This is a genomic window from Mycobacterium spongiae (assembly GCF_018278905.1).
Taxonomy (GTDB): Bacteria; Actinomycetota; Actinomycetes; order Mycobacteriales; family Mycobacteriaceae; genus Mycobacterium; species Mycobacterium spongiae.
This window is the reverse complement of sequence record NZ_CP046600.1, coordinates 1,716,611-1,742,318: the sequence shown is the minus strand read 5'-3', so window position 1 is coordinate 1,742,318 and position 25,708 is coordinate 1,716,611. Positions and strand designations below refer to the sequence as shown.

The following is a 25,708-nucleotide window of genomic DNA, read 5'->3' as shown; positions in this document are numbered from 1 at the left end:
GAGAAGCTGATGCGCGAGGGCGACAACGCTGTAGTAGTTCGTGGAATTCGCAAGAGATTCGGCGATGTTGTGGCTTTGGATGACGTCAATTTCGACGTCGGCGCCGGTGAGGTGATCGGTCTGCTTGGCCCGAATGGCGCGGGGAAAACGACCATGGTCGACATCCTGTCCACGCTGACCAAACCGGATCACGGCTTCGCGACCGTCGCCGGCCATGACGTCGTTTCCCAACCGGCCGGTGTGCGCCGCGCGATCATGGTCACCGGGCAGCACGTGGCCGTCGACGACATGCTCTCCGGCGAACAGAACCTGGTGATGTTCGGTCGCCTGTACGGGCTGAGCAAAGCAGATGCGCGCCGCCGGGCGCGGGAACTGCTGGCGCAGTTCGACCTTGCGGATGCCGCGAAGCGGCGCGTGAGCACATATTCGGGAGGCATGCGCCGAAAAATAGACATCGCCTGCGGATTGGTGGTCCGGCCCCAGGTCGCGTTCCTGGATGAGCCCACAACGGGCCTGGACCCCCGCAGTAGGCAGGCGATTTGGGATCTGGTCGGCAATTTCAAGAAGTTCGGCATCGCCACGCTGCTGACCACCCAATACCTCGAGGAGGCCGATGCGCTCAGTGACCGGATCATCTTGATCGATCGCGGCACGGTCATCGCCGAAGGCACCGCGGATGAACTCAAGCACAGCGCAGGCGACACCTTCTGCGAAATAGTGCCGCGCGATGTCAACGACCTCCACGCTGTTGTCGAGGCACTGGGTTCGCTCTTGCCCGAACAACATAGGGCCATGCTGACGCCCGAGTCAGACCGGATCATCATGCCGGCACCCGATGGCACGAGCACGCTGATCGAAGCGGCGCGGCAGCTCAACACCGCGAACATCGAACTCGCCGACATCGCGCTCCGCAGGCCGTCGCTCGACGACGTATTCCTTTCCATGACGGCCGATCCCAGCGGGTCCCGGGCGCCGGGCCACCTTTCCGGGGTGATGCAATGAGCCCTCAAGCATTGGCGCCGGCCCTGGGCAACACCGACGAGAGGCCCCGCACGTCGATGTTCGGACAATGGTGGGTACTCACCGTGCGTGTCATCACTCCGGCTCTGCGCAACGGCGAGCTCATCACCCTGATCGGCGGGGCGGTGGGCTTCACGGCGGCCTTCTATATCCCGTTCTCCAAACCGTGGAGCCACTACGTCGTCGGTGCCAACAGCGGCATCGCCAGCAGCCTCGGCCAATACATCACGCCGCTCATCGCAATGCAGGCCGTCGCGCTCGCCGCCATCTCCGCCGCATTCCGGGCCGCGACCGATACCCTCGACGGCGTCAACCGCCGCTTCGGGTCCATGCCGATCGCGCCGCTGACCCCGGTGCTTGCGCGTACGTCGGCGAGCGTGTACCGATGCTGCATCGCCCTGGCGGTGTCGCTGATCTGCGGTCACGTGATCGGATTCCGCTTCTACCACGGAGCCGGCTACATCGCCGGCTTTTGCCTATTGGTGATCCTGGTGGGGGCACTACTGTCGTTCGGGGCAGACCTGATCGGCACCGCAAGCGGTAATCCCGACGCCATGCTGCCGCTGCTGAGTCTGCCCGTCCTGATCTTCGGGCTGCTATCCGTGGGCGTCCAACCGATCAAATTGTTTCCTCGGTGGATCCAGCCCGTGGTCCGCAATCAGCCGATCTCCCAGATCGTGGAGGTACTGCGTGCCCTGGCCGGAGATACCAACCCGCGCATCGGGTCCGTGACGTGGTCCACCGTTGCCCCCACAGTGGCGTGGGGGCTGGGGTTTGTCGTGTTTCTGGTGCCGCTAGCCATTCTCGTGTTGTCGAAACGGCAACGATGACTGCGACGATTCAAGAAGCCGGGCTTCGTCAGGTGCGCTGGCAACACCCGGAGAATTCGCTACGACTGCTGGTTCCGCAAACTCTCGTGCTCACCAGGCGCATCCTGACTCGGTGGGGGCGTGACGTCGTTACCGTCGTCGAATCCCTTGTGCTACCGATTCTGTTCCTACTGACGATGAATATCGTGTTCTCGCGGATCGCCTACGTCGCGACCGGGCAGAGTGCGATATACAGCATCGTGCCGTTGATCGCTCTCGGCGGTGGGATCAGTGGATCGGCGTTCGTCGCGATCGACCTGATCCGCGAACGCTCCAGCGGCCTGCTTTCCCGGCTTTGGGTGCTGCCCGTGCACCGGGCATCGAGCTTGCTCGCCCGAGTCGTCGCCGAGGCGATACGGATATTGATCACCACACTGCTGATGCTGGGCGCTGGAATCATGTTGGGTTTCCGGTTTCAGCAGGGCCTCGTCCCCAGCATCGTGTGGGTTGCTGTTCCGGTGATCCTGAGCATGGCATTCGCCACACTGGTCACGACCGTCGCGTTGTACACGACGAATATCATCATCGTTGAGGCGGTTGAGGTTGTGCAAGTGGTCGCGATTTTCTTTTCCACCGGGCTCCTTCCGGTGGACCAATATCCGGGCTGGATTCAGCCCATCGTCGCGCATCAGCCAGTGAGCTATGCCGTCGAGACCATGCGCGGATTGTCGTTGGGCGGGCCGGTCGCGGCACCGATGATCGCAACTCTGCTGTGGACCGCGGGCATCGCCGCGGCGTGCGCCATCCCCTTGGCACTGGGGTATCGACGGGCCTGCATGCATTGACCCAGGACAGTGACGCGCACATGAAAAGACGGGAGTCTTAAGGTGTTTCCCGGATCCGTGATCCGAAAGCTGGCGCACAGCGAAGAGTTTTTTGCGCAATACCAGACCTTCACCTCGTTCACGGTGCAAGTAGGCGCTCCCGTCGATGTCGATGCGCTGTCCGACGCATTCGACGCGCTCCTCGAGGCGCACCCAGTATTCACCGCTCACCTGGAACAGGGACCCGATGGGAACCACTCCATCGTTGCCGACGACCTGCTCCACCCGGGAATATGGGTCGTCGACGGCAGCAACGGAACACCGATCGAAGACCCGGGGGTGCGGCTCGACCAGAGCGTGTCGCTGTTCAATCTGCGATTAATGCCGTGCGACGGCGGGACCCGGCTCACCGCGTATGTCCACCACAGCCTGGCCGACGGCCACCACATCGCCGCCCTGCTTGGGGAGCTGTTCCTGCGCTACACCGCGGTGGTGGCTACCGGTGACCCTGGTCCGGTAATACCCGAGCCGGCACCCAAGGCGGTGGAGGTCGTGCTGCAGGAGCGCGGGATCGAACAGCGGGGACGATCGGGCTTAGAACGTTTCCTTCCGGTGATGTTCGCTTACGATCTGCCGGCCGCACCACAGCCCCCGGTCACGCCGAGTACTGCTTCACCCCAAGCTGTTCCAGCCAACAGGTGCCGGCTTACCGAGCAGGAAACAGCCGATCTCGAGCAGTTCAGCCGTGACAACGGCCTGAGCCTCAACGCCGTGTTGGCGGCAGCCATCCTGCTGGCCGAGTGGCAGCTCCGCGATACCCCCCACATTCCGATTCCCTACCTGTACTCCGTAGATTTGCGGTATCTGCTCAGCCCGCCCGTGGGCGCGACTGAAGGCACCAACCCCTTGGGGGTGGCAACCTACCTCGCCGAGATCGAGCCCTATACCGACATTGTCGAGCTGGCAACCGATATCGTGGAAACACTGCGAGCCGACCTGGCCGACGGTCTGATTCAGCAATCGGTGTTTCACTCGGGCATGGAATTCCGCGGCACCCCTCCAGGTCTGCCACCAGCAGTCTGCTGCACCAACGTCAGCTCGCTGCCTTCCTTGCCGATGCCCGAAGGTGTTGAACTGGAAGACTTTTACAGCGAGGTCTACTGTTCTATTGACATTCCCATTGACTTCTACGCCTGCTCAATCGCCGCGGGGCGGCTTTCGATCGAGCATCACGGAGCAAAAGAAGCCTCGGGAGAGTCCGTCGAAGCCGTTCGGTCGCTGCTGTGCTCCATACCGTCGGAGTATGGCTGGGTCATGGAGTGACCCAACAGCGTGCGAACCGCAGCATCCGCTAGTCAGCATTCGGCTGGTTGCGCCTCTTCGGCCAGCAGCGTGTCGGCCAGGTACTGAGCCAAGGCGCGCACTGTGTTGTGGGTGGCAACCATATTCGGGGTGAGCCGTATCCCGATTTCGGTTTCAACACGGGTGCGCAGCTCCAGCATGCCCAGCGAGTCGAGGCCGTACTCGACGAATGGACGGTCGGCGTCGACGGTGCGGCGAAGGATCAGACTGGCTTGCTCCACGAGCAGGCGCCGCAGCCGGCCGGGCCACTCTTCGGGCGGCAGCGCGATCAGCTCGCTACGGAATTTGCTCGGGCCTGCCGCGCCTAGTCCCGTGGACTTGAACATTTCGGCGAACGGACCGCGTTGGACGAGGGCGCTCAGCCACGGGGCTCCGATGATCGGCACATAGCCGGTGTAAGTGCGGTCATGGCGCAGCAGCGTCTCGAAGGCGTAGGCACCCTCATCGGGGCTGATCATGACCTCGCCGCCCTCAGCCAAGAACGTGGCGCGCCCGACCTCTGCCCAGGCACCCCAGGCGATCGCGGTAGCCGGCAGGCCCGCAGCGCGCCGCCAGTGGGCGAAAGCGTCCAACCAGCTGTTGGGCGCCGCGTAGGCACCCTGACCGGGCGAGCCCAAGAGTGCTGCTCCCGAGGAGAACAGGCAGAACCAGTCCACTGGCTGTCCGTCGGTGGCTCGGTGCAGGTGCCAGGCCCCGAAAACCTTAGGCGCCCAATCGCGGTCGATGAGCTCGTCGGTGATATTGCTCAGCGTGGCATCCTCCACCACCGCCGCCGCGTGCAGCACTCCGCGCACCGGCAGCCCGGTGGCGGTTGCTGCGCTCACGAGGCGATCAGCGGTGTCGGCTTCGGCGATGTTGCCGCATTCCACCACGATGTCCGCCCCGGTCGCGCGTAGCCGATCGATGGCTTGGCGGGCTTTGGGGTTGGGCTGCGAGCGTGCGGTCAGCACGATCCGGCCACAGCCCGCAGCGGCCATCTTTGAGGCCAGGAACAGTCCGAGACCTCCCAAGCCGCCAGTAACGATGTAGGCGCCGTCGGCGCGAAACACAGGAACTTGCGCCGGAGGCATCACCACGCTGCTACGCCCGGTCCGCGGGATGTCAAGAACGAGTTTGCCCGTGTGTTCGGCGGCGCTCATCACCCGGATAGCGGTCGCAGCCTCGGCAAGCGGGTAATGCGTGCTTTCCGGGATCGGCAGCGTGCCCTCGGCGGTGAGCCGGTACACCGTGTTCAAGAGTTCTTTGGCCTGATCGGGATGGCTGACCGACATCAACCCCAGATCGACGGCGTAGAACGTCAGGTTGCGACGGAACGGGAAGAGCCCCAGCTTGGTGTCGCCGTAGATGTCACGCTTGCCGATCTCAACGAACCGTCCACCCAGCGCCAGCAGTTTCAGCCCGGCGAGTTGCGCGGCTCCGGTCACGGAGTTGAGCACGATGTCGACGCCGTACCCGTCGGTGTCACGGCGTATCTGCTCGGCGAACTCCACGCTCCGCGAGTCATAGACATGCTCAATACCCATGTTGTGCAATAGTTCTCGACGCGCTTCGCTGCCCGCGGTGGCAAAGATCTCGGCTCCCGCGGCGCGGGCGATCGCGATCGCCGCCTGCCCCACTCCCCCGGTCGCGGAGTGGATCAGCACCCGGTCGCCAGCCTTGATGCGGGCCAGATCGTTAAGGCCGTACCAGGCGGTGGCGTGCGCTGTCGTCACCGCGGCGGCCTGGCCGTCGGTGAGGCCTGGCGGCAGAGCTGCGGCCAGGCGGGCGTCACAGGTGACAAACGTGGCCCAGCATCCGTCGGGGGACATTCCGCCGACACGATCACCGACCCGGTGATCGGTCACGCCGGGCCCGACCGCGGTCACCACGCCGGTGAAATCGGTGCCCAACGCAGGCAGCCGCCCCTCGAAGCTGGGGTATCGGCCAAATGTCACGAGGACGTCGGCGAAGTTGATACTCGATGCGCTGACGGCGACCTCGATCTGTCCCGGCCCCGGCGGAACCCTTTCGAACGCAACGAATTCCATCGTTTGCAAGTCACCGGGTGTGCGAATCTGCAGACGCATCCCCTCAGTTTCTTGGCTGACGGTGGTGGTTCGCCGTTCTTCGGGGCCGAGCGGCGTGGGACACAACCGCGCCCGATGCCATTCGCCGTCGCGCCAAGCCGTCTCGTCTTCCTCCGTTCCGGCCAGCAGTTGCCTGGCCACCTGCTCCACATCCGACTGCTCGTCCACGTCGATTTGGGTAGCCCGCAAGAACGGATGTTCGCTGCCGATCACCCGCAGCAGGCCACGCAGCCCAGCTTGCTCCAGATTCACCTCGTCGTCGGGCCGAACAACCTCGGCCTGCCTGGTCACGAGGTACAGGCGAGGAACCTCGCCTTCCAATTCAGCCAACTCGCGGGCGATCCGAACGAGCTGACGCACCTGCTCCCGACCGCGCACCGAACTGTGCTCGCCCTGGCTACCGGCGGGTGGCTGGCAGATGACTACCACGCCCCCCACCGGGCGGGCGCGCAGGTGGTTGCCGAGCAGTTCGATGTTGGTCGCGGGGTCAACCCCGTCGGACCAGCGCAGGGTCGTACATTCGGTGCCTTGGTCGCCGTGGGATTTCAACGCATCACTCAGCGTGCTGACCAGCAGATCCGCCGAGTCGGACGTGTCGATCAACAGCCACGACCCCGCGTCACCGCGGTCGACATCCGGCAGCGCTCGTTGCTGCCATTCGATGGTCAGCAGCCGTTCGCTGAGCACCCGATTCCGGTTCGCCTCCTCGGAGAGCCCGGTTCCCAGCCGCAACCCGCGCACGGTCAGCAGGACCGTCCCCTGCTCATCGAGGACATCGAGGTCGGCGACGCCCCCCGTCGCCCCGGCCTTGGGGGCGCTGGTCATCCGCGTGTAGCAGTAGCGGGCGCTGCGAGTCGAGCCGTAGGCACGCACGAGACCCACACCCAACGGCAGCAGCAATCCGCCACCCCCGGCGGTCTCCACGCCTGGGTGCGCGGCTACCGACTGAAAACAGGCGTCCAACAGCGCGGGGTGTACACCGTAGGCAGCGCCCTGAAAGCGGATCGAACCGGGCAGCCCGACCTCGGCCAGCACGGTGCTTCCGCCCGACTCGGCCGTGCGCACGCTAGCCAGGCCACCGAAGGCCGGACCCAGCTTGATGCCACGCTCGATCAACGACTCGCGTAGTTCGGACCCATTGACAAGCGCCGGATGCGCCGCCAGCAATTCGGCCACATCGTAGGACGGAGGCGGCGAATCATCCTGGCTGGCATGCAGCACCGCCGTGGCGTGCTTTGCCGTTTCACCGTCCTGGTCGGTCTCCACCACGAAGTCCACGACACCCGGCGCCCGCACCGAAGCGACAGCGCTGACCGGAGTCTGCTCGTTGAGCAGCAGCATCTGCTGAAAGACGACGTCGCGGACCTCGCACGCGTCACCGAAGACCGACGCGGCCGCGCCCAACGCCATCTCACAATAGGCAGCACCCGGAAGCGCGGCCACGTTATGGATCTGGTGGTCGTCCAGCCAGGGCAGTGCCGCAGTGCCGATATCGGCCTGCCACACGTCGCGCCGCGGCTCTTCGTTCAGGCGCACGTGCGATCCCAGTAGAGGATGCACGTCAATCGTGCGCGCTGAGTGGGCACCCTGTTCTCGACCGTCACCGTCGATGAATAACCGCAGATGCGACCACGCCGGCAGCGGCGCATCCACCATCCGCCCCTCGGGACAGATCGCCGAAAAGTCGATCGCGGCGCCCGCGCTGTGCAGATCGCCCAGCAAGCCGCGCAGCCCGTGCGGCAGCGCCTGTTCCCGCCGCATCCCGGCCAAAGCCGCCACGGACATGTCCAAACTCCGGGCGGTCTGCTCGACCGAGTAGGTCAGCAGCGGGTGTGGGGCCAGCTCGGCGAAGACGCGGTATCCGTCCTCCAACGCGGCCTGAACCGCCCCGGCGAATTGCACCGTGTGCCGCAGGTTGTCCACCCAGTAACCGGCATCACACACCGGCTGCTCACGTGGGTCGAAGAGGGTCGCCGAGTAGTACGGCAACGTGGGCGGCATGGGGGTGATCTCCGCCAGCGCCGCCGCCAACTCGTCGAGTATTGGGTCGACTTGGGGTGAGTGGGACGCCACGTCGACGGCCACCTCCCGTGCCATCACGTCACGCTCCTCCCACGACGCGACGAGATCGCGGACCGTCGACGTGGTGCCGCCGATGACCGTGGACTCCGGCGAGGCCACGACCGAGACGACGACGTCGTCGATGCCGCGGGTCATCAGTTCGGAGTTGACCCGTAGGGCGGGCAGCTCCACCGATGCCATCGCGCCGCTACCCGAGACTCGGGACATGAGCCGGGAGCGGCGGCAGATGACGCGCGCGCCGTCTTCCAGCGACAGCGCGCCCGCGACAACGGCGGCGGCCGCTTCGCCCAGCGAGTGTCCGACGACCGCGCCCGGACGCACCCCGTACGTGCGCTCCATGGTGGCCGCCAGCGCGACCTGCATCGCAAACAGGGTCGGTTGCACCCGATCAATCTCGGTTGCGGTCTGCGCTGACGTCAGCGCCTCGGTCACCGAAAACCCCGACTCTTCGGCGATCAGCGGCTCCAGCTCAGCAATGGTGGCGGCGAACACCGGTTCGGCCGCGATCAAGTCAGCGCCCATCCCGGCCCACTGCGAACCCTGGCCGGAAAACACCCACACCGGTGCTCGATCGCCGCGTCCCACGGCGGGCTCGTACAAGGCGTCACCCTCGGCTAGTTCCCGCAACCCGCTAGTCAGCTCCGCCAGGTCGGCGGCCACCAGCGCGGTGCGCACCGGCCGGTGCGCACGTCGCCGCGCCAGCGTGTACGCCAGGTCCGATGGCACCAGCGTGTCCAGGTGCTGCTGCACCCACGAGCCGAGCCGGCGCGCAGTCTGCCGAAGTCCGTCGGAAGACGTGGATGACAATGCGAACAACAACGGGCCTGCCGGAGTCTCGGACGCTTGCTCGTTAGCGTGCGGCGGTGCTTGCGCCGGAGGTTCTTCCACGATGGCGTGGACGTTCGTTCCCGACAACCCAAACGAGGACACCGCGATCCGCTTCGCTGGTTGGTCGGCATTCTCAGGCCACGGCGTAACCTCCTGTGGCACAAAAAGTCCCGTCTCGATCTCGGCGAGTTCGTCGGGCAGCCGGGTGAAGTGCAGCAGCGGCGGCACGACCCCGTGCCGCAGGGAAAGTATGGCCTTGATCAGCGCCACCGCCCCGGCCGCTGACTCGTTGTGTCCCATGTTGCTCTTGGCCGATCCGAGCGCGCAACGGTTGCCGGCGACGCCATAAACCCGCGCGAGGCTCCGATACTCGATCGGGTCACCGATCGGCGTACCGGTGCCGTGAGCTTCCACCGCACCGACCGTTTCGGGCTCCACGCCGGCCGCGGCCAACGCCGCACGGTACACATCGACCTGGGCATCTTCCGACGGCATCATGAGCGTCTCGGTGCGACCGTCCTGGTTGGTTGCCGTCCCGCGCAACACCGCCAGGATCCGGTTACCGTCGGCCAGCGCATCGGGCAGTCGCTTGAGTAGCACCATCGCAGCGCCCTCGGACCGCACGAACCCGTCCGCCGCGACATCGAACGAATGGCAGCGACCGGTTGGCGACAGCATGCCCTGTCCGGACAGCGCCACGCTCCCGTCCGGCTCGAGAAGCAACGCACAGCCACCCGCTAGAGCAAGGTCGCTTTCACCCACGTGGAGGCTACGGCAGGCCAAGTGCACCGCCATCAGACCCGACGAACACGCGGTGTCACACGTCACTGCGGGACCCCGCAGACCGAGTATGTGGGCGATCCGCCCGGACGCCACGCTGTTGACAAGGCCGGTAACCACGTAGGGATCGGCCAACCGGCCCGAACCCTTGCTGAGGACCAGGTAGTCCTCGTGCGCCAGTCCGGTGAACACAGCTGTCGACGACCCCGACAACCGCGCTGGATCCAGCCCGGCGTGCTCGATCGCCTCCCACGAAGTTTCCAGCAGCAATCGGTGCTGCGGATCGATTACGGTCGCTTCGCGCTTGCCGATCCCGAAGAACTCGGTGTCGAAGCCCGCGACGTCGTCGAGGAACCCGCCCCAGCGCGACACCGACCGTCCGGGCACCCCGGGCTCCGGGTCATAGAATTCGTCAAGGTCCCAGCGGTCTGCCGGTATCTCGGTGACCAGGTCCTCTGCGCCCAGCACTGCGTCCCACAGCGAGTCGGGCGAGTCGATGCCCCCAGGGAGCCGGCATCCCATTCCGATGACCGCAATGGGAGTGACGCCTGTTTCCATCGCTGTCCAACCTCGTCTCAAGTCAACCGGTGCTCCGCGATCTCACCACCGGATTTTGGTACGCAAAACCGAACCCCCCATGGCCCGCCCACAGACTACCGAGGTAGCCGGGGCGTCGACCGAACAGCGGGTCACCGACGCCCAAGCCTAGACGTACTGATTGAACACCGACGACATAAGAGCTGATTTGGCCGCTACCGCCAGCCGGTGGGTGAACCGGCAAAAGTGACGTGAGTGCAGGTCGGAGGCGGACCGAGCGCGTCTGAAGAACGCGGCCGGTACCGTGATGGCCATGAATGCGCGTTCTGTTCCCTCCGTGCTCCGCATGTGCGCTCGGTTGCAGCCTAACGACACTGCGTTTACGTATGTCAACTACGACCAGGACTGGGACGGCACCCCCGAGAGCCTCACGTGGTTGCAGCTGTACCGGCGCGCCCTCAACGTTGCCCACGAGCTCAAACTTCACGCGTCCGCTGGCGACCGCGCGGTGATTCTGGCGCCGCAGGGGCTTGACTACATCGCCGCGTTTCTCGGTGCCTTGCAGGCCGGAATCATCGCGGTTCCGCTGTCGGTGCCAATGGGCGGTGTCATTGATGAGCGTGTCAATGCAGTGATGCGTGACGCGTCCCCCACGCTGATTCTCACGACATCGTCGGTCGTTGGCGATGTCATGGCTCACGTTGTGTCGCCGCTGGGTGACCCCGCTCCATCGATCATCGAGGTTGACCGGCTCGACCTCGACGCCCCGAAACGAGATGCCGGGAACGAAACCCACCAAGGCACCGCGTATCTGCAATACACGTCCGGATCGACCCGCACGCCGGCCGGCGTCATAATTTCGCACCAGAACGTGGTGAGCAATTATGAGCAGCTCATGGCCGGCTACTTTGCGGAAACCGGAGGGGTTCACCCCGAGGGCGGCCAACTCGTATCCTGGCTGCCCTTCTATCACGATATGGGCTTGGTGCTGGGAGTTTGTGCACCGATTCTGTCGGGTGTTCCCGCCGTGCTGACGAGTCCGGTCGCCTTTTTGCAGCGCCCAGCTCGATGGATGCAGTTAGTGGCACGCAAAAAGACCACACTGTCGGCAGCACCGAACTTCGCCTTTGAGCTGGCCGCGCGAAAAACATCGGACGAAGACATGGCCGGGCTCGATCTCGACGGCCATAAGGTCATCCTCAGCGGTAGCGAACGGGTACATCCCGCCACGCTGCAGCGCTTCGCCAAGCGATTCGCCCAATTCAATCTCCCGGAAAATGCGATCAGGCCCTCGTATGGACTCGCGGAAGCAACCGTGTATGTGGCGAGCAGCCCTGCCGGCGAACCACCAGCTCTCGTCGACTTCGAGTCCGAGAAATTATCGGCCGGCCACGCCCAGCGGTGCGCAACGGGCGCGGGCACACCTCTGGTCAGGTACGGGATGCCGAAATCACCGGTCGTGCGGATCGTCGATCCCGACACCAGTACCGAGTGTCCCGGCGGAACCGTCGGTGAAATCTGGGTTCACGGAGACAACGTCACCGAAGGCTATTGGCAAAACCCGGACGAGACCCAACGTACATTCGGCGGCAAGTTGATCGGCGCCTCGGCTGACACGCCCGAACAGCCCTGGCTCAAGACCGGGGATTTGGGCTTCATCAGTGACGGCGACCTGTTTATCATCGGCCGGATCAAGGACCTGCTGATCGTGTATGGGCGTAACCACTCTCCCGACGACATCGAGGCGACGATCCAGGAAATAACCAAGGGCCGCTGCGCGGCCATATCGGTTCCAAAAGACGGCATCGAGACCCTCGTCGCCATTATCGAACTCAAGAAGCGCGGCGAGACCGACGAGGACGCGCTCCGCAGGCTGGGCGCCATCAAACGTGAAGTCACCTCGGCGATATCCACCTCGCACGGGCTGAACGTGGCAGATCTGGTTCTGGTGCCCCCCGGCGCGATCCCGATCACCACGAGCGGCAAGGTCAGACGAGGGGTGTGTGCTGAGCAGTACCGGCAGGATCAGTTCGCCCGCATAGACGTCTAGCTTCGCCAGCGCGCACGCTCGAGGAGTCAGTACGATCGCGAGCGTGTCATCCGACCGGAACCCCAGGTCGTCCCGGCTCGCCAAGATCCTTATCGTGGCCGCCTGGATCGCCGTCACGGTGACCGCGAATCTGATTCTGGCGCTGACTGAGCCGAAAGCCCAGGATGCCGGCTCGGCGCTGCTGCCCCAAGACGCGACGACAGCCGCGGCCAACAGCCGGATTGCCCAGGCATTCCCGGGCACCGGCACCAACGCCATCGCGTACCTGGTGCTGGAGGGTCGCGACCCGCTGGGGCCGGCGGATGAGCGCTTCTATGACGCTGCCGTCCGCGCCCTACGCGCCGACTCCGAGCACGTGGGATCGGTACTCGACTGGTGGTCAGATCCCCTCACCGCCCCGCTGGGAACAAGTGCCGACGGTCGCCGCGGAATCGCGGTGGTCTGGCTGCGGGGCGAGGCGGGGACCGACCGCGCCCGCGAATCGCTCGCGTCCGCCAGGTCGGTGGTGCACACGTTGCCGCATGGTGCGGGGCTTCGCGCACGCATTGCGGTCCCGGCGACCACCACAGACATGCCCCTGCGCATGTCGGTGTGGCAGGGCGCCGCGATCGTAGCCGTCGCGGCCGTCGTCGCCATTCTGCTCCTGCTGCGACCACGGACGTCCAGGGCTGCCGTGGGGACGGCTGCGGTAGCGCTGCTTACGGCCGCGTTGTCACTCGCGCTGGCGTGGCCACTTGCTGTGGTCCTGCGACTACACCTCGCCGAACTGTCGGCCTTCTCCGTGACCGTGGCCGCGGTCCTGACGATCGGTACCATCACCACCTCCACCCTGCTGGTGCGCCGTGGGCTCGACGAGAGCGGCTCGGCGATGCATCGGGGCCGATACCGCGACGCCCTGCCGGCATTGGCGCTGCCTGGGTTGGGCATCGCGATGCTCACTGGCCCGCTGCTGCTTGCCCGAACACCGTCCCTGCACAGCGTCGGGGTCGCCGCACTCGGTGTGGTCGTGGCGCTGGGGGCTTCGCTGACGTTGCTGCCTAGCCTGATCGGATTGGTCGGATCGGCAGGACCACCCGCCGTGCCGCAGCAGGCATCGTCGCGAATCGCGAGCCCCACCGGGACACGCCCGCCCCCGATCCCCGGCTTCTCTCGTCGGATTGGCGTCATCGCGGTGGTGCTGGCGGTCTGCGCAGCACCCGTCATCGGCATGCGCTGGGGAATCGACGAAGATTCGGCAGCAACACCCGCCGCACGGTTCTTCCCGGCGAATCAGCTGCCCGATGTAGTGCTGCTCGAAGCCGACGCCGACCTTCGGGATCCGGCGGGGCTCATCGCGATCGACCACGTCAGCCGCCGTTTGATGGAGATTCCCGGTGTCCGCAAGGTGCAGTCGGCGGCATGGCCCGGCGGTGTCCCCTGGACCGATGCCTCGCTCACGGCCACCGCGGGACGGCTCAGCGATCAGCTGGACCGCCAGGCCGCGACGTTTGTGCCGCAAGTGAATTCGATCAAGACACTCGCGTCGGTAGTCGACCAGGTGACCGGCGCGGTCAACGAGCTGGACAAGAGCGTGACCGCCGGGGTCGCCGGGCTCACCGAAATGCAGCGGTCTATCGATGTAGTGATCTCTGGAACGCGCAACATCAAGGACACGACCGCCGAGGTGTCGGAATACCTGGATCCGGTGCGCGGCTGGATGGGCAGCATCCAGAATTGCGCCGCCGACGCGCTGTGCTCAGCCATTCGGAAGGTCGTTGATCCCTTCGATAGCGTGATCGCCGACGTGGCCGTACTGTCCGATGGCGCTGACCAGATCGCCGCGGGATCGACGACCGCAGTGGGCGCGATCGCTTCCACTCCGCATACGGTGGCGCAAATGCGTTCGGCGCTGGCGCAGTTGAGCTCCTTGGTACCCACCCTCGAAACAACAGTGGAAGACACGCTCCCGCAGGTCGTGCAGCTATCGGCGTTCCTGAGAAATCTCAGCACCGACTTCGCCGATACCGGCGAGGGCGGCTTCTACCTGCCACGGAAGGCGCTTGCCGATGCGTCATACCGGCACGTGCGCCACACGATGTTTTCCGCCGACGGAACGGCCACCCGACTGTTCATCTATTCCGACGTCGATACGCTAGGCCTGAACGCCGCGGCACGAGTGCGACAGCTGGACAGCGCCGTGGCGAGCACGACAAAGTACGGAAGCCTTCTCGACAGCCGGATCACGGTGAGCGGGGCTTCCCAGGTCGCCGCGTCGCTGCGCGACGCCCTCACCCACGATGTCGTGCTCTTGGGGCTGGCGACGCTCGCGGTAGTCGCCCTGGTCACAATGTGGCGCGGCGTCGCCGGCGGTCTGGCGATCGGGCTGGGGACCCTGGCATCTTTCCTGGCCGCACTGGGGATTTCGGTCCTGCTCTTCCAACACCTGCTCGGTCGTGAGTTGCAGGCCTCGGCGGCGCTGGTGTCGTTCGCCGTCCTCGCGGCATTCGGCGTCCCGCACCTTATCGCTAGGCTTGTCGCCAGCCCGGAGGCCGCCACCATGCCAGTTCGGGGCGCAGTTGCATCGCTCACGGCACTCGGCGCGGTGTTCGGCGGTGGACTGTTGCTGCTGTCGGGCACGTCGTTGGGCGCACTCAGTCAGGTCGGTAGCGTTCTGCTGATCGGGCTGGCCGCAGTGGCCGCGGTGGCACACGTGTGCCTTCCGGCCGCGACGTCAACCGACCCGACCGAGCGACCAGCAAGCTAGCGGTGTGCTATTCGATGTTGACCGGTTCGTTCCATTTGGACAGCGTGACCGCAACGGTGCCGGAACCGAGGTCCACTTGAGCGCGGACGAGGCGGTGCGAACCGTCATTCGCAATCCACACTGTCGCCGGCCTCGGCTGCCTGGCGCCCGGATCCAGCATCTTGACCGTGTCCGTTGAGAGCATCCCGGTGATCTGGTTAGTGGGAACGCCGTCGATCACCTCCGTGCCGTCGGCCCGCAGATTGGTGACGCCCGACAGCATTTTCGCCACGCCATTGGTGGGGTCGACCAGACGAGCGGATGCCAGCTCCGATAGGGAGCCGAGAGTAGTCCAGTCGTCGAACAGTTTCACCGAGATTTGGTCGTCTGCCACCCGGAAGGGGACGCCCGCCTCGTCGTTGTAGGTACACACCCCTTTCGCAGCGAGTGGATTGGCCCGGACATCGACGTCGGCGCTACTGATGCCCAGCAGGCTTTCGACGCGCCCGGTTGAACTGATCGACAGGTGAGCGCTGGTCAAAGCCTTTGTCGCATCCGCTGCCTGCTGGATCTCGGCGACGAGGGCCGGGTCCGACGGCGTCGTTGCAACGCTGGGTTCCTCGGAATCCGTTGCTGACGATGAACATCCGGATAGCCACAGCGCTAGGCAGATACCCAGCAACACCGTCACCGCAGAGATCACCGCGGGTCGCCGATCACTCATGACTTGCCACCTCCAAGAGTGTCGACGTCGCTCCCGTTGCACGAACAGCCAAGCCTAGCTCCTGACGTCGGCGGGGTTGCCATCGCTTCGATGCTGGTTGGACAACCTGGACGGCGAACGTCGGTGCCGACTCCTGGCGGCGGTATTCTGGCCTGCGAAAACTCGATCCCGGGAAAAATTTGGGGCCATGATCGCGCAATCCACGACGCCACAGCCGGCCGAGCCTGACAACTTTCCGCGCCGGTCCGTCGACCCACCGCCTGACGATATCGGTCGGCTACTTCTTCGCTGCAACGACCGCCCCGGGATTATCGCTGCAGTGAGTGCCTTCCTGGCTCAGGCGGGCGCCAACATCATTTCGCTAGACCAACACTCCACGGCACCGGAGGCCGGAACATTCCTGCAGCGCGCGATCTTTCACCTGCCCGGCCTCACCGCTGCCATCGACGAGCTGGGACGTGAATTCGGCAGCGCCGTGGCCGATAAATTCGAGATCGACTACAGATTCAGCGAGGCCGCCCGGCCCAAAAGGGTCGCGATCATGACCTCCGCCGAGGACCATTGCTTGTTAGATTTGTTGTGGCGCAACCGCCGCGGCGAACTTGACATATCCATTGTCATGGTGGTCGGCAACCACCCGCAGATCGCTGAACATGTCCGTCCCTTCGGGGTACCATTCATCCACATTCCTGTTACCCGCGATACTCGCGCGGAGGCCGAACAGCGTCAGCTTCAGTTGCTCAGCGGCAATGTCGACCTGGTGATACTCGCCCGCTACATGCAGATACTGAGCCCGGCGTTCCTCGAAGCAATCGGGTGCCCGCTGATTAACATTCATCACTCGTTTCTTCCCGCCTTCACCGGTGCGGCTCCCTACAAGCGCGCGCGGGAACGCGGCGTCAAACTGATCGGCGCGACCGCCCACTACGTCACCGAAGTTCTCGACGAGGGGCCGATCATCGAACAAGACGTCGTGCGTGTTGACCACAATCACAGCGTCGACGATCTGGTGCGCGTTGGCGCCGATGTCGAGCGCGCAGTGCTTTCCCGTGCCGTCCTCTGGCACTGCCAAGACCGCGTCATCGTGCATCACAACCAGACCATCGTATTCCGGTAGCGGTCGGTGCGCGCTGGACGAAGCGCCTTTCCCCACGTCACGAGGCCGAAACAGGCAGATCGCCTAGGGTAGCGTCGGGGCTATGAGCCCCACCGAGCGCGAGTTCGATGTGATTTTGTACGGCGCCACCGGGTTCTCGGGCACGTTGACGGCCGAGTACCTCGCACGGGCAGGGCACGACGCGCGCATCGCGCTGGCCGGCCGCTCGAGCGAACGGTTGCTGACCATGCGGCGCACACTCGGCCCTGCCGCACAGAACTGGCCCCTGGTGATTGCCGATGTGTCGCAACCTTCAACCGTGGACGCGATGGCGGCCCGCACCCGCGTGGTGGCGACGACGGTCGGTCCTTACGCTCGGTACGGGCTACCCGTGGTGGCGGCCTGCGCCAAGTCGGGTACTGACTATGCCGACTTGACGGGTGAGGTGACGTTCGCGCGAAGCTGTATCGACCTCTACCACAAACAGGCCGTCGACACCGGCGCCCGGATCGTGCACTCGTGCGGATTCGATTCGATCCCTTCGGATCTGAATGTCTATCAGCTGTACCGCCGGGCAACCGAGGACGACGCGGGTGAGCTTCGCGACACCACCTTTGTGATGCGTTCGTTTTTTCAGGGCAGAGCCTCCGGCGGCACAATAGCGTCGCTGTTGGGAGTGATGCGCGCGGCATCCACCGACCCCGAGCTTCGTCGACTCCTCCACGATCCGTACACATTGACGACCGATCGAAGCGCCGAACCTGACCTCGGCCCGCAGTCAGACTTCCCCTGTCGTCGCGGACGCAACGTCGCACCCGAGCTTGCCGGTTTCTGGGTCGGCGGGTTTATGTTCAGCCCCTTCAATGCTCGAATTGTCCGACGTAGCAATGCATTACAGGACTGGGCTTATGGCCGTTCGTTCCGCTACTCCGAGTCGATGAGTCTGGGTAAATCGTTCGCGGCGCCAGTCGCCTCCGCAGCGCTCAGCGCCTCGCTGGCGGGCGGCTTTGGTTTGGGCGACAGATTCGCTCGGCGAGTACCGCAACACCTCATGGAACGCATCGCCCCCAAGCCAGGCACGGGGCCCAGCGCGAAGGCCCGAAAGCGAGGCCACTACAGAGTCGAGACGTACACCACCACCACAGCTGGTGCCCGCTACAAGGCGACGTTCGCGCAGCAAGCCGATGGATACAACGGGACCGCGGTGATGCTCGGCGAAAGCTGTCTGGCATTGGCGCTCGACCGTGATCGGCTCTCTGAGCTGCGCGGCGTGCTCACCCCCGCCGCGGCAATGGGCGATGCATTGCTGGCGCGTCTGCCGGCCGCGGGGGTGTCCTTGGGAACGGTCCAACTGAATTGACCCCGGTGCGTCGCCTGGTCAGATAGGAGGGCGACGCCGGTGCCAGTCGGTCGCGCCCTGGAACGCCCGACCGGCCGTGATCAGCAACGGTTCGGCAAGGTGTCGCCCCACGAATTGGAAACCGATTGGCGCGCCGTAGGAGTCGAAGCCACCCGGCAGGGTGATCGTTGGGTTGCCCGAGAAGTTGAACGGACCGGTGAACCGAAGCAGGTCCGGGAGCGTTTCGGGATTGAACAACAGCTGCTTCAGGCGATCGAGCGTCAGATTTGCCAGCGGCAGGACAGGGATGACAAGCAGGTCGACGTCGTCGAAAAGCGCCGCGAGCTTGCCGGCGAAGACTCTGCGCTCACGCTCAATGCGAGCCATCTGGATGCCGGACACCGCGTGACCGCCCTGAAGAATCTCTCGCATGAACTGGCCGTACTCAGCAGCATGGGACGGAAAGGTCTGTTCGTGGACGACGGCGGCTTCGGTGCCCACATAAGTGCCCCAGTCAGCCGCCAGCGGCATCGTCGGCGGCAGCGACACCTCGCGCACATCCGCACCCAGGTGGGCAACCGTGGCCAGCGCCTCGCGGACGACCTGGGCTACATCGGCCTCAACCCCACCGAGCGCGCCCTCGGGATCGAACCCAACCCGAACTGCGTGCACTGACGGAGGATCAGCTACATAGTCGGGCACCTCGGCTTGCAGCGCAGTCGGATCGTTGGCGTCGGCACCGGCTATAGCCCGCAATACGTGGCCCGCGTCCTGCGCGCTGCGCGCAATCGGGCCGACCGTGTCCAGCGACGGTGCCATCGCGAACACCCCATGGACGCTGACACGTCCCCAGGTCGGCTTGAGGCCGGTCGCCCCGTTCATGGTGCACGGGGTCCGAATCGACCCGCCGGTATCGGTGCCGAGGCTGGCCGTGCACAACCCGGCCACGGCAGCGACGGCCGAGCCGCTGGAGGACGCTCCGGACCAATGACTGGCGCTCCACGGGTTCACCACAGCCGGAAAGTCACGGTGATACTCGGGGCCGGCGGCCTCGCACAAGTGCAGCTTCCCCAGCAAAACCGCGCCGGCCTGACGCAACCGGGAAACCACCGTTGCGTCATAGTCGGGTCGACAGTCTCGGCGAATCGCCATGCCGGCGGTGGTGGGGATCCCTCGCGTGAAGCAAAGGTCCTTCACAGCGACCGGTACGCCATGCAAAGGGCCTCGGTGCTCGCCGCGCCCAATCTCTTCCTCGGCGTGCCTCGCTTCGGCCATGGCGGTGTCGGCCAGAACCGCAAGATAGGCATGGAGCATGGGGTTGAGCCGATCGATGCGCTCCAGGTGGGCTCGGGCCACGTCCACCGGCGATAGCGCCCGGCTCCCGAAGTCTCGGCACAGATCTGCGACGGAGGCATAGCAGGGGTCGCCGTCGGACATACACATACGGTGCCCTATGGGTGCGACGCTGACAACGTGCAGCGACGGTTCGCCCGCAGCAGGAACCTATCCGCCGTTGGACGATCTGGCTTGTAACCTCTCGTGCAACCGCCGGTTCACCGGGTCGGGCAACAGGCCCGACACGTCGCCGCCCAGCATGGCGACTTCTTTGGCCAATGACGACGACACGAACGAATACCGCGGCGCGGTAGCGACGAAAAAGGTATCCACCCCCGCGATGTGCTTGTTCATCTGCGCCATCTGCAGCTCGTATTCAAAGTCGGTGCCGGTACGCAAACCCTTCACAATCGCGGTCATCCCGCAGGACTTGACGAAGTCCACAACCAGCCCCTGCCCGGCCTGCGCTCGCACGTTCGGCAGGTGCGTCGTCGACTCCTCGATCATCGCGATCCGTTCGTCAAGGTCGAACATGCCCTTCTTCGACGGGTTCATCAGGATCGCGACCACCACCTCGTCGAATTGGGCCGCCGCGCGTTCGAAGACGTCGACGTGGCCCAACGTGACCGGGTCAAACGACCCGGGGCACACCGCGCCGGTCATCTGCGCCGGTCCACTCGGGTCATGACCGCTGACGCTACACCGTGACTTCTGGTCGCTCGGCCAGCTCCAACCGGGTGTCGCCGTACTCGCGGGGCTGCCATGGGCGCCAACCGGCTGGCCAGGCGAGCGGCGCCCCGACCGCCGGACGCTCCACCGCCGCAACCGTTCCCTCCCGCACCCAACCGTAGGTGGTCAGTGCCGCGAGAACGGCGTCAACATCAGCGGCGTCGATGTCGTAGGGCGGGTCGGCCAACACCACGTCCACCGGGGCCGGTGCCCCCGCTGCCAGCACCGCTGCCACCGCGCCCCGGCGCACCGAGGCGCCCGGGAGGCTCAGCACCTCGATGTTGCGGGCAATGATGGCCGCGGCGCGCTGGTTGGACTCAACGAACAGTGCCGATGCGGCGCCGCGCGATAACGCCTCGAGGCCCAGGGCTCCCGAACCGGCGTAGAGGTCCAGCACCGCCAAGCCGGAGAGATCCCGGCGGGCGCACAGAATGTTGAACAACGACTCGCGCACCCGGTCGCTGGTCGGTCGAGTGCCCCGTGGCGGGACAGCGATGCGCCGACCACGGGCGGCGCCGCCGATGATACGGGTCAATGGCGCCGCTCGACCACTACCAACAGGTCTCCGCCTTCCACCTGCGCCGTGCTCGACACCGCGACCCGCTCCACGGTGCCGTCGTCGGGGGCGGTGATGGGGGCTTCCATCTTCATCGCTTCAATGGTGGCGATGGTTTGGCCGGCGGACACTGACTCGCCAACCGACACTGCCACCGTGACAACACCGGCGAACGGCGCCGCGATATGGCTCGGGTTGCCCCGATCCGCCTTCTCCGCAGCCGGAACAGCGCCGGCGATGCTGCGGTCGCGAACCAACACCGGGCGCAGCTGGCCGTTGATGATGCACATCACGGTCCGCATACCCCGCTCGTCGGGTTCGGAGATGGCCTCGAGGCCGATCAGCAGCTCCACCCCGGGCTCCAGCTTCACCCGGTGCTCTTCGCCCTGCCGTAGCCCGTAGAAGAACTGGTTCGCCGACAACTGCGATGTGTCGCCGTAGGCCTCCCGATGTTCCTCGAATTCCTTTGTCGGGCCGGGGAATAGCAACCGGTTGAGGGTTCCCTGACGCTGCGTCCCCGACGACGACAGCGCCAGCTGATCCGCAGGCGCCACCTGCTCGACAGGCGCGACGGCGCTACGGCCGGCCAACGCCGCCGTACGCAAGGGTTCGGGCCAACCGCCCGGCGGATCGCCCAGCTCACCCCGTAGGAACCCGAGCACCGATTCTGGAATGTCGAATCGTGCTGGCTCGGAGGCGAATTCGTCAGCACTAACGCCCGAGCCGACCAGCGCCAAAGCAAGATCACCGACTACTTTTGATGTGGGCGTGACCTTGACCAGCCTGCCCAACACTCGGTCCGCTCCGGCGTAGGCCTCTTCGACCTCTTCGAATCTGTCTCCCAGACCCAGCGCGATCGCCTGCTGGCGCAGATTGGACAGCTGACCGCCGGGAATCTCATGGCTATAGACCCGGCCCGTCGGGCCTGGCAGCCCGGACTCGAAGGGCGCATACACTTTCCGCAACGCCTCCCAGAACGGCTCCAACGCGCATACGGCCGACAGCGACAGTCCGGTATCGAACTCGGTATGTGCCGCCGCAGCAACGATCGAACTCAGCGCGGGTTGGCTCGTAGTTCCCGCCAAGGGTGCGGCGGCACCGTCGACGGCATTGGCCCCGGAATGCCAGGCCGCCACATAACTGGCCAGTTGACCGCCCGGGGTGTCGTGGGTGTGCACGTGAACTGGCAAATCGAAACGGCTGCGCAGAGCGCCGACCAACCGCTTCGCAGCCAGTGGGCGCAGCAGGCCAGCCATGTCCTTGATGGCCAGCACATGCGCGCCGGCATCCACGATCTGCTCGGCGAGCTTCAGGTAGTAGTCCAGGGTGTACAACTGCTCACCGGGATCCGTCAGATCACCGGTGTAGCACATCGCGACTTCAGCTACGGCAGAACCTGTTTCACGCACCGCGTCAATCGCGGGACGCATGGCTTCGATATTGTTGAGCGCATCGAAGATCCGGAAGATGTCAACGCCGGTAGCCGTCGCCTCGGCTACAAAGGCCGACGTGACAGTTTCCGGGTACGGCGTATAGCCCACGGTATTGCGGCCCCGCAGTAACATCTGCAGACAGATGTTTGGCATCGCCGCACGGATCCCCGCCAGCCGCTCCCATGGGTCCTCTTTGAGGAAACGCAGCGCCACGTCATAGGTCGCGCCACCCCAGCACTCCATGGACAACAGCTGCGGGGTAAGCCGCGCGATGTAAGGCGCCACCATCAGCAGTCCGGTGGTGCGAAGCCGGGTGGCCAGCAGCGATTGGTGCGCGTCGCGGAACGTCGTCTCCGTCACCGCAACAACCGGCGATTCTCGCAACCATCGTGCGAAACCCTCCGGCCCCAACTCGACCAGTCGCTGCTTGGACCCGTCCGGGGGCGCTACCGCCAGATCGATGTCAGGCAGCTTGTCCTGCGCGTAGACCGTTGACGGGCGCGAGCCGTGCGGCTTGTTGACGGTGACATCCGCCAGATAGTTGAGAATCTTGGTGCCCCGGTCGGCCGAGACACGCGCGGTCAGCAGCTGCGGCCGCTCATCGATGAACGACGTCGTGATCCGACCGGCCTGGAACTCCGGGTCATCCAGAACCGCCTGTAGGAAAGGGATATTCGTCGACACCCCACGAATCCGGAACTCCGCGATCGCCCGGCGGGCACGACTCACCGCCGTCGAAAAGTCCCGGCCCCGGCAGCTCAGCTTGACCAGCATCGAATCGAAGTGCGCGCTGATCTCTGCCCCGAGGTTGGTGCTGCCGTCCAGCCGGATACCGGCACCGCCCGGGGCGCGCAGGGCGCTGATCCGGCCCGTGTCCGGCCGAAATCCGTTGGCCGGATCCTCAGTGGTGATGCGGCATTGAAGGGCGGCGCCATGGGGGACGATGGCATCCTGGCGCAAACCGAGGTCGCCGAGCGTTTCACCGGCGGCGATGCGCAGCTGGCTGGCAACCAGATCGACGTCGGTGATCTCCTCGGTCACCGTGTGCTCCACCTGAATTCGCGGATTCATCTCGATGAAGACGTATTGGCCACGCTCGTCGAGCAGAAACTCCACCGTACCCGCGCAGCTATACCCGATATGGCGGGCGAAGGCGACCGCGTCGGCGCACATCTTGTCGCGTAACTCGGGGGCCAGCGCCGGCGCGGGCGCCAGTTCGACGACCTTCTGATGGCGACGTTGCACGCTGCAATCACGCTCATAGAGGTGGATCACGTCTCCCTGGGTGTCTGCCAGGATCTGGACCTCGATATGGCGGGGGCGCAGCACCGCCTGTTCGAGATAGACCATCGGATCCCCGAATGCCGACTCGGCTTCCCGGCTCGCGGCTTCGATCGCCTCGGGAAGCGCCGCGGTATCACTGACCCGCCGCATCCCGCGGCCCCCGCCGCCGGCAACCGCCTTGACGAACAACGGAAAACGCATGGCGGCCGCGGCGGACACCAACTCATCGACGGATGCCGACGGTGCCGACGAGGTCAACACGGGCAGCCCCGCGTCGCGGGCTGCAGCGATCGCGCGGGACTTATTCCCCGTCAGCTCAAGCACTCCGGCGCCGGGTCCGACGAAGGTGATGCCGGCAGCCGCGCACGCGGCAGCCAAGTCCGGGTTTTCCGACAAGAACCCGTAGCCGGGGTAGACGGCATCGGCGCCGGCGCGGCGGGCCGTGTCGACGATCTCATCAACCGACAGGTATGCGCGTACCGGATGACCAATGTCGCCGATCTGGTAGGACTCATCGGCCTTGAGCCGATGTTGCGAGTTGCGATCCTCGTACGGGTAGACGGCCACAGTGCCGATACCCAGTTCGTAGGCCGCGCGAAAAGCGCGGATCGCGATCTCACCGCGATTGGCGACGAGCACTTTGGAAAACACGCAGGGCCCCCCTAATCCGGGCAATTCAGAATTCAGACAAGCGTCGACCAATAGTCCCAGAAACGGACCATGATCAGCAGAAATATCGCCGTAAACCAGAGCGTCGCAATAGACCATCGCCAGTGATAGAGCAGCCGCGCGACGACGCTGTTCCCGTTGTCAAGCACCGGACTGACAGCGATGGAGGCCACCACCACCAGCAACGTGATGGTCACCGCCCAGACCACCATGCAGTAGGGACACAAGGCACCGATACGGTACAGGCTCTGGAAGATTAACCAGTGCATGAACGTCGCACCGGTCAGGATTCCGGCCGTGAGCCCTATCCAATACCATCGCGGCAGAGGCACTTTCGCCACTGCCAGCACGCCGGTGACCACCATCACGGTGAAACCGGCGATGCCGACCAGCGGGTTGGGAAATCCCAACAGCGACGCCTGTGGCGTCGTCATCACCGAACCGCACGACACGATCGGGTTGATGTTGCATAACGGCGCATAGGTCGGGTCGAGCAGAATCCTGATCTTTTCCACTGTCAGCGCGAGCGAGGCGACCAACCCGATCACCCCGCCGACCAGCACCCACCACGCGCTGAGCATCGGCACCCGAACGACGGGCGCTTTGGCCGCGGGTAGCTCGGCAGCGTGCGCGGACACCACAGTGGTCAGGATGTCGCGGTGGCCGCAGCTGAGTCAATGCCGTCAACGTCGCCAACGATCTCTTTGATCTTGGCGACAAAGGCTTCCGGTGTTGACCATTCATATTCGGTGCCGTTGATCATGATTGTCGGGGTCGCGTGCACATCTGCGGCAGCGGCCAGCCCGTCGACGAGGGGAATGTACTTCTCGCTGTTGACGCAATCCGGCACCGTGCCCGCCGCGCCGGCTAGGCGGGCGAGTTCAATCAACCGTCCGTTGTCGGGAAAGTCCTTGCCGATCTCGGGCGGCTGAATGTCCTTGCTAAACAACGCGGTGTGGAAGCGCCGGAACGCCTCGATGGACTCGTCGGCGACGCAATACGCCGCTGCGGCAGCTCGCGACGAGTAATGCTGATTCCGCGGACTGTCAAGAATAGCCACCATGTAGTAGTCGGCCGCGACAGCACCGATGTCGATGAGCTTGGAAACGGTCGGTCCGAAGGCGCGTTCGAACATGCCGCACGCCGGACATAGAAAATCCTCGTAAAAGGACACCACTGCCTTGGGGTCGCTGGTTCCGGGCTTGGTGACCAGTTTGCTCGACGTCACCCGCACCGCATCGCCCGTGCTCGCCGCGCCGCCGTTCTTGTCTTTGTGGGAGATCACAATGTAGGCGACCAAGGCGACCGCGAAGATCACGATGAACGCGGTACCAGCGATTTGTACGAGGCGGCCGGAGTTTCCGGTGGTGGACTTCACGTCGAAACGCGGGGGGCGTTTGGATTTGTCTGCCACAGTTTCGCTGATCCTCACCTGTTCGATTTTGTCGGCATGTCGCCACCGC

General features: G+C 65.0%; 16 protein-coding genes. 8 read left to right on the top strand and 8 right to left on the bottom strand.

The genetic code is table 11. The features are described from left to right. The first annotated feature begins 9 nt into the window (after positions 1-9). Genes F6B93_RS07135 through F6B93_RS07120 form a run of 4 tightly spaced genes read left to right on the top strand, consistent with a single transcriptional unit; the run spans position 10 to position 3,976 of the window. Positions 10-1,002, top strand: a complete 993-nt coding sequence (locus tag F6B93_RS07135) for an ATP-binding cassette domain-containing protein (protein WP_211698461.1) — start codon at positions 10-12, stop codon at positions 1,000-1,002. Further along, positions 999-1,850, top strand: coding sequence for an ABC-2 transporter permease (locus F6B93_RS07130; RefSeq protein ID WP_211698460.1), 852 nt, complete (start codon positions 999-1,001; stop codon positions 1,848-1,850). Before F6B93_RS07135 ends, F6B93_RS07130 begins: the two co-directional genes overlap by 4 nt. Further along, positions 1,847-2,674, top strand: a complete 828-nt coding sequence (locus F6B93_RS07125) for an ABC transporter permease (RefSeq protein WP_211698459.1) — start codon at positions 1,847-1,849, stop codon at positions 2,672-2,674. The genes F6B93_RS07130 and F6B93_RS07125 overlap by 4 nt, the downstream gene beginning before the upstream one ends. Before the next feature lie 42 nt (positions 2,675-2,716). After that, positions 2,717-3,976, top strand: a complete 1,260-nt coding sequence (locus tag F6B93_RS07120) for a phthiocerol/phthiodiolone dimycocerosyl transferase (RefSeq protein ID WP_211698458.1) — start codon at positions 2,717-2,719, stop codon at positions 3,974-3,976. Between the two features lie 32 nt (positions 3,977-4,008). Here F6B93_RS07120 and pks2 read toward each other — a convergent pair whose 3' ends face one another. Next, entirely contained in the window at positions 4,009-10,329 is a 6,321-nt protein-coding gene (gene pks2 / locus F6B93_RS07115; RefSeq protein ID WP_211698457.1) for a sulfolipid-1 biosynthesis phthioceranic/hydroxyphthioceranic acid synthase, read from the bottom strand. A 292-nt stretch (positions 10,330-10,621) separates the two neighbouring features. Between pks2 and F6B93_RS07110 the strand changes: the two genes are divergently transcribed. Further along, positions 10,622-12,358, top strand: coding sequence for an AMP-binding protein (locus tag F6B93_RS07110; RefSeq protein ID WP_211698456.1), 1,737 nt, complete (start codon positions 10,622-10,624; stop codon positions 12,356-12,358). A gap of 43 nt (positions 12,359-12,401) precedes the next feature. Beyond that, a complete protein-coding gene (locus F6B93_RS07105; protein WP_211698455.1) occupies positions 12,402-15,101 on the top strand; it encodes an MMPL family transporter in 2,700 nt (899 codons plus the stop codon). Between the two features lie 7 nt (positions 15,102-15,108). Here the strand turns inward: F6B93_RS07105 and F6B93_RS07100 are convergent, their stop codons facing one another. Beyond that, on the bottom strand, positions 15,109-15,804 hold the full coding sequence (locus tag F6B93_RS07100) for an LppX_LprAFG lipoprotein (RefSeq protein ID WP_211698454.1): 696 nt from the start codon (positions 15,802-15,804) through the stop codon (positions 15,109-15,111). A 187-nt stretch (positions 15,805-15,991) separates the two neighbouring features. Between F6B93_RS07100 and purU the strand changes: the two genes are divergently transcribed. Continuing rightward, entirely contained in the window at positions 15,992-16,921 is a 930-nt protein-coding gene (gene purU / locus F6B93_RS07095) for a formyltetrahydrofolate deformylase (protein WP_211698453.1), read from the top strand. Between the two features lie 82 nt (positions 16,922-17,003). Further along, positions 17,004-18,260 carry a saccharopine dehydrogenase family protein gene (locus tag F6B93_RS07090; protein ID WP_211698452.1) on the top strand — a complete coding sequence of 419 codons (1,257 nt, stop codon included), beginning with the start codon at positions 17,004-17,006 and terminating at the stop codon, positions 18,258-18,260. A gap of 18 nt (positions 18,261-18,278) precedes the next feature. Here the strand turns inward: F6B93_RS07090 and F6B93_RS07085 are convergent, their stop codons facing one another. The 6 genes from F6B93_RS07085 to F6B93_RS07060 all read right to left on the bottom strand — a co-directional run bounded on the left by F6B93_RS07085 (position 18,279) and on the right by F6B93_RS07060 (position 25,659). Further along, a complete protein-coding gene (locus F6B93_RS07085; RefSeq protein ID WP_211698451.1) occupies positions 18,279-19,676 on the bottom strand; it encodes an amidase in 1,398 nt (465 codons plus the stop codon). Between the two features lie 66 nt (positions 19,677-19,742). Next, complete coding sequence (coaD, locus tag F6B93_RS07080) at positions 19,743-20,237, bottom strand: pantetheine-phosphate adenylyltransferase (RefSeq protein ID WP_211698450.1); 495 nt, start codon at positions 20,235-20,237, stop codon at positions 19,743-19,745. 34 nt (positions 20,238-20,271) lie between these two features. Beyond that, positions 20,272-20,838 (bottom strand): 16S rRNA (guanine(966)-N(2))-methyltransferase RsmD, encoded by a 567-nt coding sequence (gene rsmD / locus F6B93_RS07075; RefSeq protein ID WP_211698449.1) that lies wholly within the window; start codon positions 20,836-20,838, stop codon positions 20,272-20,274. Beyond that, the gene (locus tag F6B93_RS07070; protein WP_211698448.1) at positions 20,835-24,227 is read right to left on the bottom strand and encodes a pyruvate carboxylase; all 3,393 of its coding nucleotides are present in this window, start codon (positions 24,225-24,227) and stop codon (positions 20,835-20,837) included. The genes rsmD and F6B93_RS07070 overlap by 4 nt, the downstream gene beginning before the upstream one ends. A 32-nt stretch (positions 24,228-24,259) precedes the next feature. Further along, positions 24,260-24,886 carry a vitamin K epoxide reductase family protein gene (locus F6B93_RS07065; protein ID WP_425518504.1) on the bottom strand — a complete coding sequence of 209 codons (627 nt, stop codon included), beginning with the start codon at positions 24,884-24,886 and terminating at the stop codon, positions 24,260-24,262. Positions 24,887-24,891: 5 nt separating this feature from the next. Continuing rightward, positions 24,892-25,659 carry a DsbA family protein gene (locus F6B93_RS07060; RefSeq protein WP_211699329.1) on the bottom strand — a complete coding sequence of 256 codons (768 nt, stop codon included), beginning with the start codon at positions 25,657-25,659 and terminating at the stop codon, positions 24,892-24,894. Between the last annotated feature and the right edge of the window lie 49 nt (positions 25,660-25,708).